Here is a 19260-nt window from a genome sequence, read left to right as displayed (position 1 = left end):
TTAAACGCAACTTAGGTTGCGTTTTTTATTGCAAAAAAATTGCCTGATTAAGTATTTTTTATTAGACTTGCCTTTCAAGGATTCATTTTTAAGCAGGAACGCTATGAAATACTTCACCTACTTGGCAATATCAGTCATGATCATTGCTGTTATCTCTTTGTTTTACCTAAAAAAGCCAGATGGCCAAACATGGCTTTCTAGTTCATCTATTAGTGCTGAATCTCACAAAATTAAAGAAAAAATGGTCGCGTTATCTAGCAATACGCTTAATCAGGCAGTGCAAGGCGCAAAGCAAGCAGGCGATAAAATTGCGCAGAGTGTAAACAATGATGCGGCGACAATTAAACCCGGTAGCAAAATTTATAAGTGGCAAGATAAAAACGGCCAATGGCATTTTTCAGATACGCCTAATGCAGATGGCAAAAGTATTGAGGTAAAACTTGATGCCCGTGATGTCACTGTTGTAGCCGCAGAAGACACCTCAATTTTGAGTAGCAGTGCAAGCACCTCAAAAAAGAGTATTCAACCACCTACACCTACCGTTTACAACGCTGAATCTATTCAAAAACTGTTTGAAGATGCCGAAAAGGCAAAGCAAAAATTAGAGCAGCGTAGTAAAGAGATGCAAAGTATAGGTGGGTACTAAATTTTATTGTGCGCTTAACATTAAAGCTTACTCATTATGAGGGGGGTTTAATCGTGCGGGGTTTGTAATTTGTGAGCTGAGTTACAGCGCCTTCGTTACGCTAAGGGCTCACAGCCAGTTAAAAGCAATACCAAGTTGCAATACTCGTTAATTATTTAGCGCATAAAAAAGCCTAGCGACTGCTAGGCTTTTTAGTTTTAAGTATATGATTAGTCAAGCATGTTACGTAAAACGTATTGTAGTATACCGCCGTGCTTGTAGTAATCCCACTCTTTAGGGGTATCTATACGTACATCGGCGCTAAAGCTGACTTTTTTGCCCTCAGCATTAGTGGCAATAATGCTCACTTCATTCGTTTTGTCGTACAAACCTTCAATATCAAACTGCTCTTGGCCAGTTAAATTTAATGATTCGTGGCTCTCACCCTCTTTAAACTGTAAAGGCAGTACACCCATACCAATGAGGTTAGAGCGATGAATACGCTCATAACTTTGTGCAACCACCGCTTTTACACCTAATAAAAGCGAGCCTTTTGCTGCCCAGTCGCGTGATGAACCGGTACCGTACTCTTTACCAGCTAACACAATTAATGGTGTGTTACTCTTTTCATATTCCATTGCGGCATCGTAAATGCTGGCAAGCTTGTCATCAGGTTGGGTGCGAGTAACGCCACCTTCTGTACCTGGTGCGAGTAAGTTTTTAAGCCTAACGTTCGCAAATGTGCCTCGCATCATCACTTCGTGGTTACCACGGCGTGAACCGTACGAGTTAAACTGCGCTTTTTCTACGCCTTTTTCCTGTAAGTAAATACCGGCTGGCGCTTCAGCTTTAATGGCCCCCGCAGGAGAAATATGGTCAGTGGTTACTGAGTCGCCAAGTTTAGCTAAACAACGCGCCCCTTCAATTGTTGGCACGCCTGGTGGTTCAACGCTCATGCCCTCAAAGAATGGTGCTTTTTTAATGTAAGTTGAGCCATCATCCCAATCATAGAGCTTACCATCAGGAATTTGGATTTTTTGCCAACGGCTGTCGCCTTCGTATACGTTGGCATAGCTTTTTTCGAACATTTCTCTGGTTACCGTTTTTTGTACTAGTTCGCTGACTTCGCTCACGCTTGGCCAAATGTTTTTCAGGTAAATATCGTTACCGTTTTCATCTTGCGCTAATGGCTCGTTGTATACATCTATGTCTGTACGCCCTGCAATGGCATAGGCTACCACAAGTGGAGGCGAGGCTAAAAAGTTCATTTTAACGTCTTGGTGTATACGCCCTTCAAAATTACGGTTACCCGATAAAATAGAGCTTACAACTAGCTTGTGCTTTTGAATAGCTTCGCTAATTTCATCTGCAAGCGGGCCTGAGTTACCTATACACGTGGTACAACCATAACCGACCAAGTTAAAGCCTAAGCTTTCTAGGTCATCCATTAGGCCTGCTTTTTCAAGGTAGTCGGTTACCACTTGCGAACCGGGTGCAAGCGATGTTTTAACCCACGGTTTTACATTAATACCCAGCTGTTTAGCTTTTTGAGCCACTAAGCCTGCTGCTAAAATAACACTGGGGTTAGAGGTATTTGTACAGCTTGTAATAGCGGCAATAACACAGGCGCCATCGTTTAGTTCAAATTCTTGGCCTTTAAACTTCACTTTGGCTGCACCCATAAACTGCGCTTCGTCTACCGGTTCATCAGGGTTGGTTGTTGGGCCTTCACTTTCAATGCGCGCTTCTTCAATATCGCTTTTATCACGACGAGCCATACGCTCATCTTGGAAGCCTTTTAGGTGCTGGCCTATCACATCACCGGCTTTATCAAGTGTAATTCTGTCTTGTGGGCGTTTAGGGCCTGCAAGGCTAGGTACTACGTCGTCTAATTTAAGCTCAAGGGTGTCTGTGTAATGCGCTTCGTCGCCTTCATGGCGCCATAAGCCTTGGTGTTTAGCGTAGTCTTCAATCAGTTTGAGGTGATCTTCATCGCGGTTCGTTAAACGCAGGTAGTTAATTGTTTCATCATCAATGGGGAAAATACCACATGTTGCACCGTACTCTGGCGCCATGTTGGCAATGGTTGCTCTATCGGCGAGCGGTAAATCAGCTAGGCCGTCACCATAAAACTCAACAAATTTACCCACTACTCCGTGGTTACGTAGCATTTCGGTAACGGTGAGCACTAAATCGGTAGCTGTGGTGCCCTCGGGTAATCGGCCATTTAATTTAAAGCCCACTACCTGAGGAATAAGCAAGCTAATTGGTTGCCCAAGCATGGCTGCTTCGGCTTCAATACCACCTACGCCCCAGCCTAACACACCTAAACCATTAATCATGGTGGTGTGCGAATCAGTCCCTACAAGGGAGTCTGGGTAGGCTATTGATTTTCCGTTTTCACTGTCGTTAAAAACAACACGCGCTAAAAACTCTAAGTTTACTTGGTGCACAATACCTGTAGCTGGTGGCACTACTTTTAAATTATCAAAAGCAGTTTGCCCCCAGCGTAAAAATTCGTAGCGTTCTTTATTTCGTTCGTATTCTAGCTTGGCATTTAAATCAAACGCACCGTCGTCACCGTAGCCATCTACTTGTACTGAGTGGTCAATTACAAGTTCAGCAGGAGAAAGCGGGTTTATTTTTGCAGGATCGCCACCTAGCTTTTCCATTGCATCACGCATGGCAGCTAAATCAACAATGGCGGGAACACCTGTAAAGTCTTGCATTACAACACGTGCCGGCGTAAAGGCCACCTCAGCTGAGGGCTTTGCTTTAGGGTCCCAGTCAAGAAGGGCTTGAATGTCTTGTTCTTTAATATTTACGCCATCTTCATTGCGTAATAGGTTTTCTAGTAATACTTTGAGAGAAAAGGGCAATCGCTTTGCTTTATCGCCTAATCCTTTAAGTGAGTGAATATGGTATTGCTCGCCATTAATCGTTAATTGTTGTTGGGTGTCGAAACTATTCATTTTTTGCCCCTTTGATAGTTAGGATTATGTCCTTGATAAAATAACGTGTTTATTTGCCAATAGTTTGCAAAGTGCATACCAGAGATAATAAATATGACAAATCAGGCTAAAAAGCAGGTAGCGCAATGCATGTTTTTTAGACAGTACTAAGTATAGAAGTGCTACCTAAAATTGTTTTTTCAAGTAGCAAAATAATGAGTTTACAAAAGGGGGGGAAGTTAGTTCAACCAACCTTGTTGTTTGCTTTTTATACTTAAATATAAAAGCAAAAACGCAATAACAATCACTAAAATAGGCATAAACACCGCGCTTACCCCCAGCATTTTAATGCTATTTATCACAATGAAATTATAAAATTGCTGAATAAATATCGCTACCAACGATAGCGCAAAGGTAGGCGTTGCAAATGCATTTTTGACCAATAGTAGTATGCAGCCAAGGGTGCCACCAAATACCGCTACAGCAAATGCAATGGTAGACCATAAAGGCACGTTTGAATATGCAGCTTGTTGATCTAACGGAAGTTTACTTATCATCTCGGGGGTCATCATAAGGTGCATTATAAATGCAAACACACCTAATAAATTCCAGATAAGTGCTGCCCACAGGGCGGGTTTAAACCAATTGGGTGTAGCTGAGGTTGTCATATTATTACCTTGTTTTTATTGTACTTTACGAGGTAATTAAAGAGCAAAAAGGCTAACTGTTCAAGCTAGCCTATACACATAATAAAAACGGCACAAAGCGCTAAGGGCTAGCCAAATGAGATAGGGCGGCGCCCTGTATTTTCATCAACCTTTGGCTTTTTAGTGCGCTTTCTTTTATTTTTTGCCGGCTTTTGAGCTGTTTCATTAGGTGTTTTTTCTGGCTGTGGCTGGGTTGTTGCCACTGGGCGCTCTACAGGAGTCGCATCTTCACTTAAAGTGAGTTGAAAAAGCTCGCCATCAAATTCTAGTACATCGCCACTGTATAATTTTTTCCGTTTTATTGTACATATTTCATGGTTAACCCCAACATAACCTTGCGCTATTAGGTTTTTAGCTTGGCCGCCACCTTCTACTAAATCGAGTACTTTTAGTAATTTACAAAGCTCTATAGGTTCTTCTTCAAGTTCAATTTCAATGTATTCTTCTGACATGGTTATCTCTGTTGGTGGCGCATAAGCAGCAAGTATAAAGGCTTGCACTGTTTTTTGCACCTAGCAAGCTCGCCCGAGTGGGATAAAAAAGAGTGATAAATATAAAACTTTTTTCAACTTTAAAAAAACTGCAGCATTTGATGCGTATGCTCTAGCAAAAATTTGGTGTGCTATTTGCTATTGCTTTGGCAAATAAAAAATCGTACCTAAAACATGGTAATTATTTCACCGTTTTAATTGTTTAGGTCTGCATATAATTGGAGCAGTAAATGGGCATAAGATTAGCAATGAAAAAAGAGCTAATGGGCTTAGATAATTCAGATATGCTGACAGCAGATGATGTAAGAGCTCACTTAGCTAACTTGGTAAAAACACAAAAAGAGCAAGATGAACGCGGCTTTTCGGTTATTTCTAAGTTTAACGATACGCACAGTCGGCTAATTAGTGGTGATCCACTTAAAAAATCAAAACTGGAATTTGAACGTCATCGCTTATTTAATGAAGTTTTATATACGCGCCAAAGTGTAGATGCCTGGTTAGACAGCCAAACAAATTATACCAACGTACAATAATACTTAATTAAGCACATGAGTATTAAGTTGCTGTAGATAGTTTCCTCCAATAGACAACAATTGTAATCATTGGAGGAAACTATGAAAAATGGCATTTTAATCTGTATGTGGGTACTTTTATTAACTGCGTGCCAACAACCTACCGTTTATGTTTTTAGTGAAAACTTGCAAGATGAGCAGCGCAAGCAGCTCGATGCTGCGCTAAAAGCACAAAATCTCCCTTATGAATATGTTGAGCTAGAAATCCCATCTACCTTTGGTGAGGCTACATTACTCTTATCAAGCGATAAAATTTACCCAAAAGAGACTGAGCAGTTAGCTATTATTATGCAAGAGTTAGGTTATCAGCCCGAAATTAACTACACGACACGATCAAATCATTTTTATGGTGATGGCAATATAGGCTTTTATTTAAAGAGCACTGATGGAGAAGACGCTTTTACTATGCCGTCTCGGCTAAGAACAACCCATTGCAGCGAAGACAAGTACAATGATTTACTCGTCACATTTACAGATAAATATGCTGACTTTACCTTACCCAGTGGCGCTGTTGTAAGGTTAGGTTGGGAGTTTTTATATGGTTATGTTGTTATTTATTATAAAACCTACTCGCAAACATATAGCCACTCACAGCCGCTTGTAGCAACGCCCTTTGGCGCTAAGCCATCCGATACGTATACATTTACGGCGCATGTTAATAACCCCAGCTGGCTTGATTGCTCACTACAAATTGTTTATATGGACTGAGGGATAGAGTTAACCGTGGGTTTCTATGTGCTCACTCAGCTTTGCAATACGCAGGCTCATACCTTCTATGATTCTATCTTTAATTTTTTCGCGTATTACATTAGGCAAGCGAGTAAGTGCCTCTGGGGTAATGGCAAGTACTATGGTGTCGGTTTTAGCGCGAGCGCTCGTACTGCGCTCGCGGTTATTAATAAATGCGCCTTCACCGATAAACTCACCGGGCTCTATAGTGCCAAGCTCCAGCAAGTGGTTATGTTTAAAAACAAGTAACGCACCACTTAATACAATGTATAAGCGTTTGTCGTTATCGTATTGTTTAAATAAAAACTGATGCTGGTTAACTAAATACAATAACCCAAACGACTCTAGTAGCACTTGGCGTTCAGCAAGGGTGAAGTCTTTAAAAAAGTGCAATCTATTCACTATTTCCATTTGTTTAAACAATGGAATGTGTTCTATTAATTTCATCCTAGGGCCAACGAGTAACAGTAGAAACTAGCTAATATTGCGCTCTTTTAATTTGCGGGTCAACGTGTTGCGCCCCCAGCCAATTTTTATGGCTGCATCTTGTTTATGGCCAGAGCAATTAGCCAGTGCTGTTTTTATAAGGCGAGTTTCAAGCTGAGCTTGAATATCAGGCCAAATGTTTTCTTTACCTTGCTTAAGCTCTTGATTGAGCCATTGCTGAAACGCATCAAGCCAATCACCTTCTTGTTGAACAGGCGCTGCATCAATGATCTCTGGTGGTAGGTCTTGCTCACTTACTAATTCACCAGGGGCCATAACGGTCAACCAGCGACAGGTGTTTTCAAGCTGGCGAACATTACCAGGCCAGCTAAATAGCCTAAGCTGCTCTGTGGCTTTTGGGCTTAGTACTTTACTTTCTACTTGTAGGTCTTTTGCGCTTTTGTGTAAAAAGTGCTGCGCTAGGCGCTCAATGTCTTCAGTTCTTTCTCTAAGAGCCGGTAAACGAAGGCGCACAACGTTTAAACGATGAAATAAATCGTCCCTAAATTTACCCTGTTTTACTAAATCTTCTAAATTTTGATGCGTTGCAGCAATAATGCGTACATCAACTTTAATACTTTGGTGCCCGCCCACGCGGTAAAACTCACCATCGGCGAGTACACGTAATAAACGTGTTTGCACATCCAGTGGCATATCGCCAATTTCATCTAAAAACAGTGTGCCGCCATTGGCTTGTTCAAAGCGGCCTTTACGAACGCTATCGGCACCAGTAAATGCGCCTTTTTCGTGGCCAAATAGCTCAGACTCCACAAGCTCTTTTGGAATAGCGGCCATGTTTAATGCAATAAACTGGTTTTCTTTACGTGGGCTGTGGTTATGCAAAGCGCTGGCAACAAGCTCTTTACCTGTGCCAGACTCACCATTAATTAGTACGCTCATACTTGAAGCCGACAGTTTACCTATCGCTCTAAACACTTCCTGCATCGCAGGGGCTTCGCCAATAATGTGCGCGCTTTTAGGTGGAACTTGTTTACGCTTAGTTTTTTTAGTTGAGTTTGCTCTACAGGCACTTTCGATTAATGCCACGGCTTCGTTTAAATCAAATGGCTTGGCTAAGTACTCAAACGCGCCTTTTTGAAATGCGTTAACCGCTGAGTCTAAATCTGAGTGGGCGGTCATTATAATAACCGGCAACCCTGGGTTTTGCTCTGCTATGAGTTCAAGTAGTGCCATGCCGTCCATGCCTGGCATCCGTACGTCAGATACCAACACGGTTGGCTGGCTAAATTTAAGCGCGCTTAACACGTCTTGCGCATTTGCAAAGCTTTCTGCTTCAAACCCTGCGCGTGTCAGCGCTTTTTCTAATACAAAACGAATTGATGCGTCATCATCTACAAGCCAAACTGTTTTCATGCCAACTCCAAAACATTAATCTGCAAAAGGCAGATAGATATTAAATTCAGTATGGCCAGGCCAGCTATCGCAGTCTATATAACCGTCGTGCTGATCTATGAGCGTTTGTGCGATTGAAAGCCCTAGCCCTGAGCCACCTTCTTTGTTGGTGATCATCGGGTAAAACAATGTTTCGCGAACGCTAGGGTCTATGCCTGGTCCATTATCAGAAACCTGGATCAACAAGGCTTTTTTAGGGGCTTTTCCGGGGCGGCGATACTGATGATTAATGCGGGTTTTTATTTTTATTTCACCGCCATCAACTAACGCCTGTTGAGCATTGCGTACAATATTAAGTACAACTTGCTGAACCTTGCCTTGGTCAATAAACACATCAGGGATACTTGGGTCGTAATCTTTAACTAGACTAATATTTTTACAATTATCTAATGTGCTTAATTTAACAACCGACTCAAGTGTTTGGTGGATATTGCCATACGACTTTTGCGGAAGCTGATTTGGCCCAAGTAGCCTATCAACTAATTCGCGTAATCGGTCGGCTTGCTCAATTATAAGCTCAGCGCATTCGTCCCTTTCTTGTTGATCTACCTCATACTGCAATAACTGCGCCGCTCCGCGTATTCCCCCTAAAGGATTTTTAATTTCGTGAGCAAGCCCTCTAATTAAATTTCGTGCCGCTTGATATTGATGCATTTGGTTAGAGGCTTTGTCGTGTTTTATTTCTTCATCGGTTTTACGACACTCAAGTAAAATATAGCGCTCGTTTTTAAACTTAACTTGGCGCGATGTAATGGCTATTTTTGCATGGCGAGAATCTATAAAGACCACGTCAGCTCTGTGCTGGCTGCAATCTACACCATCAACAAGTGAGTACTGGGCTATGCGCTCTAAATCCACAGAATGGTAATTAAATAAGCTGTTAAAGGTTTGCCCAATAATGCGCTTTTTACCCAAGCCGAGTAGTTCGCTGGTGCTGGTGTTGGCATAAACAAGGGTAAAACTTTTATCAAGTAACATGACCGATGTAGTTTGATTTTGCCAAATGGCATTGAGAAGTTCAGGGCTAAAATTTTGTTCGTTTGACATCTTTGCACCACTTTAGTGCGTTAATATTTGCAAGCAAGTTTTAATCAGTAAATACTGCTGCGCTAATTTTGCTTCATGAGACATTGTACTTAGTTTACAGCCTTTCTTTGCATCACAAAGGTACTGGGCTGACTGATAGCAATGGCTTGATTTTGTTTATTATAAAGTTTGAGATACAAAGTATGAGCTCCGTTTTCTACATCCCGTATGGCAAACGTTGATAAATCGCTTGCGGGCCCATAAGCGTTACCGTTTAAAAATAGCTGTATGGTAAAGCCATCTTCAAAACGCGGCGTTATGCGGCTTGTTACGTACACCGAGCCAGTGTTTTCGCGTACGGTTTGGTTATGTGTAGGCGACGATATCATAATTTGAAAACGGTTAGGGTGTGTTGGCTGTGGTGAACCAGGGGTGTGTTTATCGGTTTCAGACAGGGTAAGATCTTGGCTGCTTAGTTTTATTTCGTGCGCGCCACTACGTGGTGTATCTGAGAACACTAAAACACCATTTTTATCTTTCCAAGCATAAATTTTCTTATTGCCTGCATAACTATAAATGCTTAATCCTAAAGCAAAAAATAGTAATAATATCCTGTAATTCACATTGCTACCCTGCATATTTTGTAATTACATAACTTTAGTGGAGATAACCCTAATTTACCATAAAAAAAGCCCGCTAAGCGGGCTTGAGAACACACATTTATTATCTTATCGATAATTTTGTCTACGGCGTATTAAACGCTGTAGTACATTTCAAACTCAACTGGGTGAGTTGTCATGTTAAGTTTTTCAACTTCTTGAGATTTAAGTGCAATGTAAGCATCGATTAAATCATCAGTGAATACGCCACCTTGCGTTAAGAATTCACGGTCAGCACTAAGTGCTTCTAGCGCTTCATCTAGTGAAGATGCAACTTGTGGAATTTCTGCTGCTTCTTCTGCTGGTAGGTCGTATAAATCCTTATCCATAGCATCGCCAGGGTGGATCTTGTTTTTGATACCGTCAAGGCCAGCCATAAGCATTGCAGAGAAAGCAAGGTATGGGTTAGCAGTTGGATCTGGGAAGCGTACTTCGATACGACGACCTTTTTCAGATGGTACAACTGGAATACGGATTGATGCAGAACGGTTACGTGCAGAGTATGCAAGCATTACCGGTGCTTCAAAACCTGGTACTAAACGTTTGTACGAGTTAGTTGAGGCATTTGCAAACGCATTGATTGCTTTAGCGTGCTTAATAATACCGCCAATGTAGTAAAGTGCATCTTCAGAAAGACCACCGTACTTATCACCAGCAAAAAGGTTAACACCGTCTTTTGCTAAAGATTGGTGACAGTGCATACCAGAGCCGTTATCGCCTACAACAGGCTTAGGCATAAATGTGGCCGTTTTTCCGTAAAGGTGAGCCATGTTATGAATAACATATTTCATCTCTTGGATTTCATCCGCTTTTAATACCATTGTATTAAAGCGAGTTGCGATTTCGTTTTGACCCGCTGTTGCAACTTCGTGGTGATGCGCTTCTACTACTTGGCCTAGTTCTTCAAGTACTAAACAAGTAGCTGAACGCCAATCTTGTGAAGAGTCAACTGGTGAACATGGGAAGTAACCACCTTTAACACCTGGGCGATGACCTGTGTTACCACCTTCGTAGTCTTTATCTGAGTTCCATGCTGCTTCAACAGCATCAATTTTGTACATAGAACCTGACATATCTGACTTGTATTTAACATCATCAAATAGGAAGAATTCTGGCTCAGGGCCAAATAAAACTGTATCTGCGATACCGGTAGATTTCATGTACTCTTCAGCGCGTTTAGCAACTGAACGAGGGTCACGCTCGTAGCCTTGTAGTGTAGATGGCTCTACAACATCACAACGTACGATTAGCGTAGCTTCTTCTGTGAATGGGTCTAATTTTACTGAATCAGCTACTGGCATAAGTACCATGTCTGATTCATTAATGCCTTTCCAACCTGCAATTGAAGAGCCGTCGAACATTTTGCCGTCTTCAAAAAAATCTTCATCTACTTGGTGATGAGGAATAGAAACATGTTGTTCTTTACCTCTAGTATCAGTAAAGCGTAAATCAATGAACTTAACGTCATTTTCTTTAATAAAATCTAAAACCGATTGTGACATGTGTCCTCCAACTGTTGGGTTTTATTATTGCTGCATTAAATGCTTTGGTTTTTTAGTAAGCCGATTTTATGCCATTATTTTAACTTGCTGTTTATTAAGTTAAAAATTATGATTGCACAAAAGTGGTCACGGGCTTTGCACTTTTGTGGTGCGTAAAATATCCACATTGGTGCAAAAATTTCACGCTCGATTCTGCACGTATTTTAATCACCTAAATCAGCTTAACTTAAATAGTAAATAGTGCCAAAGCAATCAACAAATTAGCTAAAAAACGACAATTTATGTAATTTGTCGAAATTTATTTCATATAATTGTCATATAAAAAACAGATACTTAGTAAAAGTATTAAGAAAGTTTTTAAAATTGTATTGGATAAACTTTCATCCATGTCATTAATGAGGGATAATATGCGCCCTTTTAAATCCTATGCTGGGACATCTGGTGAAAACGCAGATGAGTGCGTAGATCTTGCAGGATCAATGAGAATAAACTTCTCTGAGTAAAAATATGAGCATCGAACAGTTAAGAAATATAGCGATTATCGCGCACGTTGACCACGGTAAAACGACATTGGTTGACAAACTACTTGAGCAATCAGGTACATTAGAAACACGCGGCGGTAACGAAGAGCGTGTGATGGACTCAAACGACATTGAGAAAGAACGTGGTATTACCATTTTGGCTAAAAACACAGCCATTTCTTGGAAAGACTACCATATCAATATCGTAGATACCCCGGGACACGCCGATTTTGGTGGTGAAGTTGAACGCGTACTTTCGATGGCTGACTCAGTATTATTACTTGTTGATGCTCAAGAAGGTCCAATGCCGCAAACGCGTTTCGTAACGCAAAAAGCATTCGCGCAAGGCTTAAAGCCAATTGTTGTTATCAACAAAATCGACAAGCCAGGTGCACGTCCTGATTGGGTTATGGATCAAATCTTTGATTTATTCGACAACCTTGGTGCAACTGACGAACAGCTAGACTTTAAAGTAATCTACGCTTCAGCAATCAACGGTTGGGCTACACTAGATTTAGACGAGCCGTCTGACAACATGGAACCTATGTTCCAAATGATCGTTGACGAAGTATCACCACCGGATGCAGATCCTGAAGGTGACTTCCAAATGCAGATATCTCAGCTTGATTACAACTCTTATAAAGGTGTAATCGGTATCGGCCGTATCAAACGCGGTTCTGTTGTGCCTAACCAGCAAGTAACGATTGTTAGTGCTGATGGCTCTACGCGTAACGGCAAAATTGGTTCAGTACAAAGCTACCTAGGTCTTGAGCGTATCGAAACAGATAAAGCTTACGCTGGTAACATTGTAACGGTAACAGGTCTTGGCGAGCTTAAGATTTCAGATACTGTTTGTTGCCCTAACAACGTTGAAGCATTACCACCACTAAGTGTTGATGAGCCAACAGTAACAATGACGTTCTCTGTAAATAACTCTCCTTTCTGTGGTAAAGAAGGTAAGTTTGTAACATCACGTAATATTCGTGAGCGTTTAGACAAAGAATTAGTACATAACGTTGCACTTCGTGTTGCAGATACTGACAACCCAGATAGCTTCCGCGTATCGGGCCGTGGTGAATTACACCTTGGTATCTTAATCGAAAACATGCGTCGTGAAGGTTATGAGCTAGCTGTATCTCGTCCAGAAGTAATCTTGCGTACTGTTGATGGCGTATTAGAAGAACCGTATGAAACACTAACAATTGACTGTGAAGAAGAGCATCAAGGTTCTATCATGGAGCAAATTGGTCTTCGTAAAGGTGAACTTACTGATATGGCACCAGATGGTAAGGGCCGTATGCGTTTAGACTTTATGATCCCAAGCCGTGGCTTAATCGGTTTCCAAACTGAGTTCATGACGTTAACTTCAGGTTCTGGTTTACTTTACCATACATTCGATCACTACGGTCCGCACAAAGGTGGCGAGCTAGGTGTTCGTAAGAACGGCGTAATGATTGCAAATGCAACAGGTAAAGCACTTACTAACGCATTATTCAATTTACAAGAGCGTGGTAAATTATTCATCGGTCACGGTGTTGAAGTTTACGAAGGTATGGTTATCGGTATTCATAGCCGCGATAACGACCTTACAGTTAACGCCCTTAAAGGTAAGCAACTTACTAACGTTCGTGCATCTGGTACAGATGAAGCACAAACATTGACGCCACCATTGAACTACACACTAGAGCAAGCGCTTGAGTTCATCGATGATGACGAGTTAGTAGAAGTAACACCTGAGAACATTCGTATTCGTAAACGTCACTTAACTGAAAGTGAGCGTAAGCGTGCGGGTCGTGCTCCAAAATCATAATCTATTAATTTAGAAAAATGATTTCAAAAGCCGCTGTATTGCAAAATACAGCGGCTTTTTTGTGTTTGGTCGAATAAAGTTAGTGGTAAAAATGGCTTATACTAAGGTTTTTGATAATAGGTATTTTAATTTACAGGGTAAAAAATGATGAGCTCCATTACTGTAAAGTTTGAATCGCGCTCCGCTAAAGATAACTTTAGAGTTGCAACAACTAGCTATGAATTAGCTAAACGAGCTAGCGAAGAGTGGGAAATTGACCATCATTGTGTTACCGGAATTGTATTTGTGGCATTCTCAATTGAAGCAATGCTTAATCACTTTGGGCAGATTTTATTTGATGATTGGGATACTGATAGATTAGATAGAAAGAAGTTACATAAAAAATTATTTGGAGAAGTAAATTTACCAGACTACCTTGGAACAAGAGAATATCAAAACGCCAAAAAATGCTTTGACCTTAGAGATTTACTAGCTCATGGGAAAACTATTGAAGAAACTATCATTATTAAAATGCCAGATGATATTAGCAGAGATGAAGTTGTTCATGCAGTCACTTCAATACGAAGTAAGTCACATAGAAATACGAGTTGCGAGGTATTGAAAGTATTCATCGATACAGCTAGGAAAATAGAAAGAGATATTCAAATGAATGGATATTATCCAAATCAATTAGATTTACCAAAAGAAGATAGAGAGAGATTATTAGAATCCCCGCTAAGTGTGACAGGGATATATACATGGTGAAATATACCTACGAAGTATAAGAAGATTTAAAATAGCTAGGATGCAAAGCATCTGTCATTGTTGGTAGGGTATTTTTTCGTTGGGTTTCGCTACGCTCAACCCAACCTACTTCTCAACTATTTATTAGTTGTTACTTTTTGGCAGCAGGGTAATTTTGCCAATCACATCTGCGTCTATAAAACCGCGGTTTCTGTCGCCATTGACTGGCTGTACTTCGTGAGAGCCCATAAAGTGCTCGCGTACTTCGCTGCCATCGTTATCGCAATACGCGAGCATAAAACCAATGACTTGTTTTTCATTAAGCGTAATGGGCGTGTTTACAGCGCCTTCTTGGTAATCGTTAGGGTAGAGCTTTATAGCAACTTCCCAGGTGATGTTATAAGGGGCTTGGGTATTACGCTTCCAGTTACTTGTTAAGTGGTCGGTGTATAAATGGGCTTTTTTATCGGGGCCGTAATCGGCGGCTTGGTTATCAAGGCCAATATGATATGCCAACGCGGTATGGTTAAACTGGTGAATACCGCCTGAGGCGTCGCTATCGATAAAAATTTCCAGCGCATCGTCATCCCAATATTTTATGGTCGGGTCTGGGTGCGTATCAATAAGTACATCGTCAGTTATATCAGCTTGTAAATACAGGTAGTTTTTATCCCACAGCAGGCGGTAGCGGCCTTTAAAGTCGGCATCTGATGAGGGCAAGGTGCCATCCATTAAATACGGCATATCATGCCACGTTGCTTTATCCCATGCGCTTTCAGATACGCCATCAATAGTAATAGGGGTCGATGTGTGCGCTACATCAATGGCCATTACTGGGGCGCTTAATAAACAGCTTAAAGCTAATGCGTGTTTTTTCATTAATTTCTCAATGTTAATATGTATTTAGATATTACAATCATCCTAAAACAGTTCAGCAATGAGTTACAGTGAAATACTTTCGCCTTCGTTTAAAATATATAAAGGTGTGGTTGAAGCCATTTTATTGTGCATATAAAGCAACCTTAACAGTGCTGAATGGCTTGTCCGGTCGCCCATTTTCCAGCTTGAGTTACCATAGCCCCACGGTATCATTACTTTACAGTTAAGGTCACTAGCTGCATTTACAGCATCCTCTGGTGTGGTGTGTACATAACGATACCAAGTAGGGCTGTCTTCACTGTAATACGAGGCTATGGGCAGTAGGCATATGTCTATATCGCCATACTTTTGCTGAATGTCTTTAAAGTGTTTTGAGTAGCCGGTATCGCCTGCAAAAAACACGGTACTGCCGTTTTGCTCAAGCAACCAGCCATTCCATAGGTCTTTATCGTTATCTTCGTAAATAAAGGGTACCAATACACGGCTACTAAAGTGGTGCGCTGGTAGGGCATGAATCGTTAAATCATCAAGCTGTGTTTTTGCGTACCAGGCCATTTCGCTAATGTTATAGCCACCAGTAGGGAAGTTGTCGGCCATACCTAATGGCGTTAAGTAGCGAGGTTGATTACCAAGCTCTTCTATATCGGCTTTATTAAAGTGATCGTAATGAATATGCGAGTACATCACTGCACTTAAGTTTTTAAGCTCGGTTTGTGTAAGCCAATCGCCGGGTTGCCTGTAAAACCCTGAGGCTAACCTAAAGGCTAAATCAACAGGTGAGTCGAACTGCTCTTTTACAGGATCAAATAGCACGTGCTGTCCGTTAGGTGTGCGGATCATAAACCCAGCGTGTCCTAGCCAGCGCACGGTAAAGCCCGTATTTAAATTAATTGGCTTTTGCTCAGCAATAAATTGGCAATCTTCAGCGTCTTGTTTGCATTGTAATTTAGGGCTTGGCGTGTAGCAGCCGGTTTCGCAGGTGGTGGGGTAGGTTTTTTTGCCAGGGTAGAGGTTATAAAAGCGTCCTTTTCGCTCGCCTGTTTGATGCTGCGGGGTAAGCGTGCTTTCCCCTGCAATCACCTCAATGCGATTAGCGGTTTCGCAAGCGCTAAGCAATCCACAAATAAATACAAGGCTGGTGGTTTTTAGTTTCATTGTTGCTATCTATTATTATTTTTATAAAAGTATAACAACATCAAAAGATTAACAAATAGTTCAAAGGTAACAAAACGTAACAACAAAAAAGCCTGCAATATGCAGGCTTTGTTAGGCAGATTTTAATTGATTAGCCAGCGCTATTCATTTGCTCTATAAACTTGTTTGAATCGGCAATTGATTTATTCATGTCGTTCATCAGCACTTGAATATCACGCTTTAAATTAGTGAATTCGCCTTTAATAGCGGCAACCGCTTGTGCGTTTAAGTTATGCTTTAGGTACAGTACGTTATCTTGTAAAGACGATAGCACTGGTTCCATTTTGCTTTCTGCACTGCGCATAGAGCGAAGTAACTGGCTAAATTGGCGTTGTGTAGCCGCTAGTTTTTTACTGCTTTCGCGTTTAAGCGACGCGCTTTTGTATTGCTCAAGCTCATCGCTCCACTCGTCAAATAAAGCTTCTGCTACATCTTCAACTTTATTAATATTGCTCGACACTTCATTAGCGGCTGCTAAGCTCGACTCATAATCATCGTTAAGTTGATTGTAGGCATCTTGTAACTCGCCGCCATCAAAATTAATTAAAGTTGTTAGGCGCTCAAGTGCTGATTGAAATTCTTCTTGAGACTCTTCTTGTGAATCTTTGGTTTCTTCTACGCGGTCAATAAGAATGTCGCGCTTATGTACACCTACTTTTTCCATTGCAGAATAATAGGCCGACTGACAGCCCGATAAAGTAAGCGTAATGGCCAGTACCGAGGCGCTAAGTAATGTTTGTTTTTTCATTTGGATCCCTATTTACCAGTAAGTGCTGTAAATTATGGTGCTGATTGCTATCATAATCAAAATTCGATTAGCACAAGTCAATTGTATGAATGATAAGCTCTCCCTTTATAAACAGCAAGCTATCTCCTTTTTAAGGCAACAGCCAAGCTGGTGGATGCAGTACGTTAACCGCTGTATAGACGATCAAATTACAGTGAATGCAGGCTACCTTGCCTATGTTACTTTGCTTTCTTTAGTGCCTTTGATAGCGGTAGGCGTGGCAATATTTTCGGCCTTCCCGGGGTTTGAATCGACCCGTATAGCCATAGAAAGCTTTTTGTTTACTAACTTTGTACCTACCTCATCTGATGTGATTAAAGAGCATATAAGCTCCTTTGCTGGCAATGCGAACCAAATGACCGCCGTGGGTATTGGCTTTTTAGCGGCGATTGCACTGCTGCTTATACGTAATGTTGATGCCACGCTTAATCGTATTTGGCGTATTAAGAAAAAACGCCCCATGATGATCTCTTTTGCGGTTTATTGGATGGTATTGAGCTTAGGCCCCGTACTTCTGGGCGCAAGTATTGGTGTTACATCGTATATTGTTTCGTTAGTGTCGTTTGCCGATCAGGGCATTCCTGGGTTTAGTGGTTTTTTGTTAAAGCTGGTGCCTTATGGCTTTTCGATGATTGGCTTTTTAATGTTATACACTTTAGTGCCTAACACACCTGTATCTATTAGGGCTGCGCTACCTGGGGCTCTTTTTGCGGCAGTATTATTTGAGCTGACTAAAAAAGGCTTTGCGCTTTATATTAGCCACTTTCCTTCGTACGAAGTAATTTATGGCGCTGTTGCGACTATTCCTATTTTATTTGTGTGGGTGTATTTGTCGTGGGTGGTGGTGTTATTAGGGGCCGAATTTACCGCCTGTATAAGCCCTAATCATGTACCACAAACACCAGAAATAGACATTGATGAAGAACTAAAAACAGAGGAACGCAGTTAAATGCAGGGCTTAATACAACGTGTAAAAAGTGCCAAAGTAGAAGTTGATAACCAAGTTATAGGTGAAATTGGCCAAGGTATATTATTGTTACTCGGTGTTGAAAAACCAGATGATGAGCAAACCGCCGACAAACTATTGCATAAGGTAAGTAATTACCGAATATTTACCGATGAAAACGACAAAATGAACTTAAGCCTAAAAGATATAGGCGGTGAGTTACTCGTGGTGTCGCAATTTACATTAGCGGCTGATACTAAAAAAGGCATGCGCCCAAGCTTTTCATCAGCAGCCACACCTAGCCAAGCTAACGCGCTTTACGAGTACTTTGTAACTCAAGCTAAAGCGCAGGGTATTAGTGTTGCCACGGGAGAGTTTGGCGCCGATATGCAAGTGAGCTTGTGTAACGATGGGCCTGTTACGTTTAACTTATCGGTTTAATTACCAGCTTTAGTAACAATAATAATATGATTCACAAAGCCCGCAATTTTATGCGGGCTTACTTTTACGCCAAACACATTAAATAGTAATTGCTGTAACTGAATTAACTGCGACTCATGTTGCGATAAAAAGTTAATAAATAACGTGCCACCTGCGTTTAGCGCATCGTATATTTTTTGATAAAAAGTGCGTTCAAACAAAAATCGTGGTGCATCTATCTGGCTAAATAAATCAAGAATAATCCAGTCATGGTTATGTGCCTTGCTAAGTACATTTTGCGCGTCATCACACTGCACGTCACTTTGGTTTTTAACAGCGAAAAAATCTGTATAGCAGGCAATTATATCAGCATTTTTTTCAACTGATGTTACGTGTGCCTGCGGGTAAGAGTATTGTAAGTAATTACGTATAGCGCCACCGCCAAGGCCAAGTTCTAACACATGATTTGGTGGTGCTAAGGTTTGCCACTGCTTAGCTAAATAGGTTAAATGTGGAAATAGTAAGCGCTGTGGATTGTTAAGCTCTATCACCGATTGCAACGTATCGTTAATCAGCAGCCAGCGAAGCTGCCCGAATTGGCGAACCTGTATGTGATCGCCTGCATATTTATGCCAGTAAACTAGTTGCCCAATATCTTGGCTGTGACTAATAAAGTGGCTACTCACTACACCCGTTAAAGGGTTTATAAAATCGCTCATAACATTAAGGGCCTGTTGACCTTTCAGGATTAAAGTTTGTTCAATCTAGGGGCGATTTAATCGCGGCGCGAGATTTGTAACCTAGTGGGCTAGGTAACTG

Annotated in this window: 19 protein-coding genes; 7 read left to right on the top strand and 12 right to left on the bottom strand. The window is 41.2% G+C overall.

Annotated features, from left to right (window positions below; translation table 11 throughout):
• Nucleotides 1-103: 103 nt before the first annotated feature.
• Nucleotides 104-646, top strand: coding sequence for a DUF4124 domain-containing protein (locus PAT01_RS09730; RefSeq protein WP_024031991.1), 543 nt, complete (start codon nt 104-106; stop codon nt 644-646).
• A 209-nt stretch (nt 647-855) separates the two neighbouring features.
• Here the strand turns inward: PAT01_RS09730 and acnA are convergent, their stop codons facing one another.
• The 3 genes from acnA to PAT01_RS09715 form a co-directional block, all read right to left on the bottom strand.
• Nucleotides 856-3597: an aconitate hydratase AcnA gene (acnA, locus tag PAT01_RS09725; protein ID WP_154945400.1), complete on the bottom strand. Its 2742-nt coding sequence runs from the start codon at nt 3595-3597 to the stop codon at nt 856-858.
• A 218-nt stretch (nt 3598-3815) separates the two neighbouring features.
• Nucleotides 3816-4244: a hypothetical protein gene (locus tag PAT01_RS09720; protein WP_126005522.1), complete on the bottom strand. Its 429-nt coding sequence runs from the start codon at nt 4242-4244 to the stop codon at nt 3816-3818.
• 107 nt (nt 4245-4351) lie between these two features.
• Nucleotides 4352-4735 (bottom strand): RNA-binding S4 domain-containing protein, encoded by a 384-nt coding sequence (locus PAT01_RS09715; protein ID WP_024031994.1) that lies wholly within the window; start codon nt 4733-4735, stop codon nt 4352-4354.
• Between the two features lie 269 nt (nt 4736-5004).
• Here PAT01_RS09715 and PAT01_RS09710 point away from each other — a divergent pair, with 269 nt between their 5' ends.
• Together PAT01_RS09710 and PAT01_RS09705 are read left to right on the top strand one after the other, a co-directional pair.
• Complete coding sequence (locus tag PAT01_RS09710; RefSeq protein WP_138578063.1) at nt 5005-5307, top strand: hypothetical protein; 303 nt, start codon at nt 5005-5007, stop codon at nt 5305-5307.
• 81 nt (nt 5308-5388) lie between these two features.
• Nucleotides 5389-6054 carry a hypothetical protein gene (locus tag PAT01_RS09705; protein WP_154945399.1) on the top strand — a complete coding sequence of 222 codons (666 nt, stop codon included), beginning with the start codon at nt 5389-5391 and terminating at the stop codon, nt 6052-6054.
• A gap of 9 nt (nt 6055-6063) precedes the next feature.
• On the opposite strand, the gene PAT01_RS09700 is transcribed toward PAT01_RS09705, so the two are convergent.
• The 5 genes from PAT01_RS09700 to glnA all read right to left on the bottom strand — a co-directional run bounded on the left by PAT01_RS09700 (nt 6064) and on the right by glnA (nt 11161).
• The gene (locus PAT01_RS09700; protein WP_004589450.1) at nt 6064-6522 is read right to left on the bottom strand and encodes a cyclic nucleotide-binding domain-containing protein; all 459 of its coding nucleotides are present in this window, start codon (nt 6520-6522) and stop codon (nt 6064-6066) included.
• Between the two features lie 27 nt (nt 6523-6549).
• A complete protein-coding gene (gene glnG, locus PAT01_RS09695; RefSeq protein WP_004589451.1) occupies nt 6550-7935 on the bottom strand; it encodes a nitrogen regulation protein NR(I) in 1386 nt (461 codons plus the stop codon).
• A 15-nt stretch (nt 7936-7950) separates the two neighbouring features.
• Nucleotides 7951-9021 (bottom strand): nitrogen regulation protein NR(II), encoded by a 1071-nt coding sequence (gene glnL / locus PAT01_RS09690; RefSeq protein WP_004589452.1) that lies wholly within the window; start codon nt 9019-9021, stop codon nt 7951-7953.
• A gap of 89 nt (nt 9022-9110) precedes the next feature.
• The gene (locus tag PAT01_RS09685) at nt 9111-9623 is read right to left on the bottom strand and encodes a DUF4124 domain-containing protein (RefSeq protein ID WP_154945398.1); all 513 of its coding nucleotides are present in this window, start codon (nt 9621-9623) and stop codon (nt 9111-9113) included.
• 131 nt (nt 9624-9754) lie between these two features.
• Nucleotides 9755-11161 carry a glutamate--ammonia ligase gene (glnA, locus tag PAT01_RS09680; protein WP_024031998.1) on the bottom strand — a complete coding sequence of 469 codons (1407 nt, stop codon included), beginning with the start codon at nt 11159-11161 and terminating at the stop codon, nt 9755-9757.
• Nucleotides 11162-11668: 507 nt separating this feature from the next.
• Between glnA and typA the strand changes: the two genes are divergently transcribed.
• Together typA and PAT01_RS09670 are read left to right on the top strand one after the other, a co-directional pair.
• Entirely contained in the window at nt 11669-13492 is a 1824-nt protein-coding gene (gene typA / locus PAT01_RS09675; protein WP_004589455.1) for a translational GTPase TypA, read from the top strand.
• A gap of 144 nt (nt 13493-13636) precedes the next feature.
• A complete protein-coding gene (locus PAT01_RS09670; protein ID WP_154945397.1) occupies nt 13637-14236 on the top strand; it encodes a hypothetical protein in 600 nt (199 codons plus the stop codon).
• Between the two features lie 123 nt (nt 14237-14359).
• Here PAT01_RS09670 and PAT01_RS09665 read toward each other — a convergent pair whose 3' ends face one another.
• The 3 genes from PAT01_RS09665 to PAT01_RS09655 all read right to left on the bottom strand — a co-directional run bounded on the left by PAT01_RS09665 (nt 14360) and on the right by PAT01_RS09655 (nt 17036).
• Complete coding sequence (locus tag PAT01_RS09665) at nt 14360-15094, bottom strand: CBM9 family sugar-binding protein (protein WP_154945396.1); 735 nt, start codon at nt 15092-15094, stop codon at nt 14360-14362.
• A 63-nt stretch (nt 15095-15157) separates the two neighbouring features.
• On the bottom strand, nt 15158-16249 hold the full coding sequence (locus tag PAT01_RS09660; RefSeq protein ID WP_154945395.1) for an MBL fold metallo-hydrolase: 1092 nt from the start codon (nt 16247-16249) through the stop codon (nt 15158-15160).
• Nucleotides 16250-16379: 130 nt separating this feature from the next.
• The gene (locus PAT01_RS09655) at nt 16380-17036 is read right to left on the bottom strand and encodes a DUF2959 domain-containing protein (protein WP_004588426.1); all 657 of its coding nucleotides are present in this window, start codon (nt 17034-17036) and stop codon (nt 16380-16382) included.
• 85 nt (nt 17037-17121) lie between these two features.
• On the opposite strand from PAT01_RS09655, the gene PAT01_RS09650 reads away from it, so the two are divergent.
• On the top strand, nt 17122-18024 hold the full coding sequence (locus tag PAT01_RS09650; RefSeq protein ID WP_029773504.1) for a virulence factor BrkB family protein: 903 nt from the start codon (nt 17122-17124) through the stop codon (nt 18022-18024).
• Nucleotides 18025-18462, top strand: a complete 438-nt coding sequence (gene dtd / locus PAT01_RS09645; protein ID WP_096040994.1) for a D-aminoacyl-tRNA deacylase — start codon at nt 18025-18027, stop codon at nt 18460-18462.
• Here the strand turns inward: dtd and PAT01_RS09640 are convergent.
• Nucleotides 18459-19160, bottom strand: coding sequence for a spermidine synthase (locus PAT01_RS09640; protein ID WP_096040995.1), 702 nt, complete (start codon nt 19158-19160; stop codon nt 18459-18461). The genes dtd and PAT01_RS09640 overlap by 4 nt on opposite strands.
• Between the last annotated feature and the right edge of the window lie 100 nt (nt 19161-19260).

The organism is Pseudoalteromonas atlantica (assembly GCA_007988745.1).
Taxonomy (GTDB): Bacteria; Pseudomonadota; Gammaproteobacteria; order Enterobacterales; family Alteromonadaceae; genus Pseudoalteromonas; species Pseudoalteromonas atlantica.
This window is presented reverse-complemented; position numbering and strand designations above follow the sequence as displayed.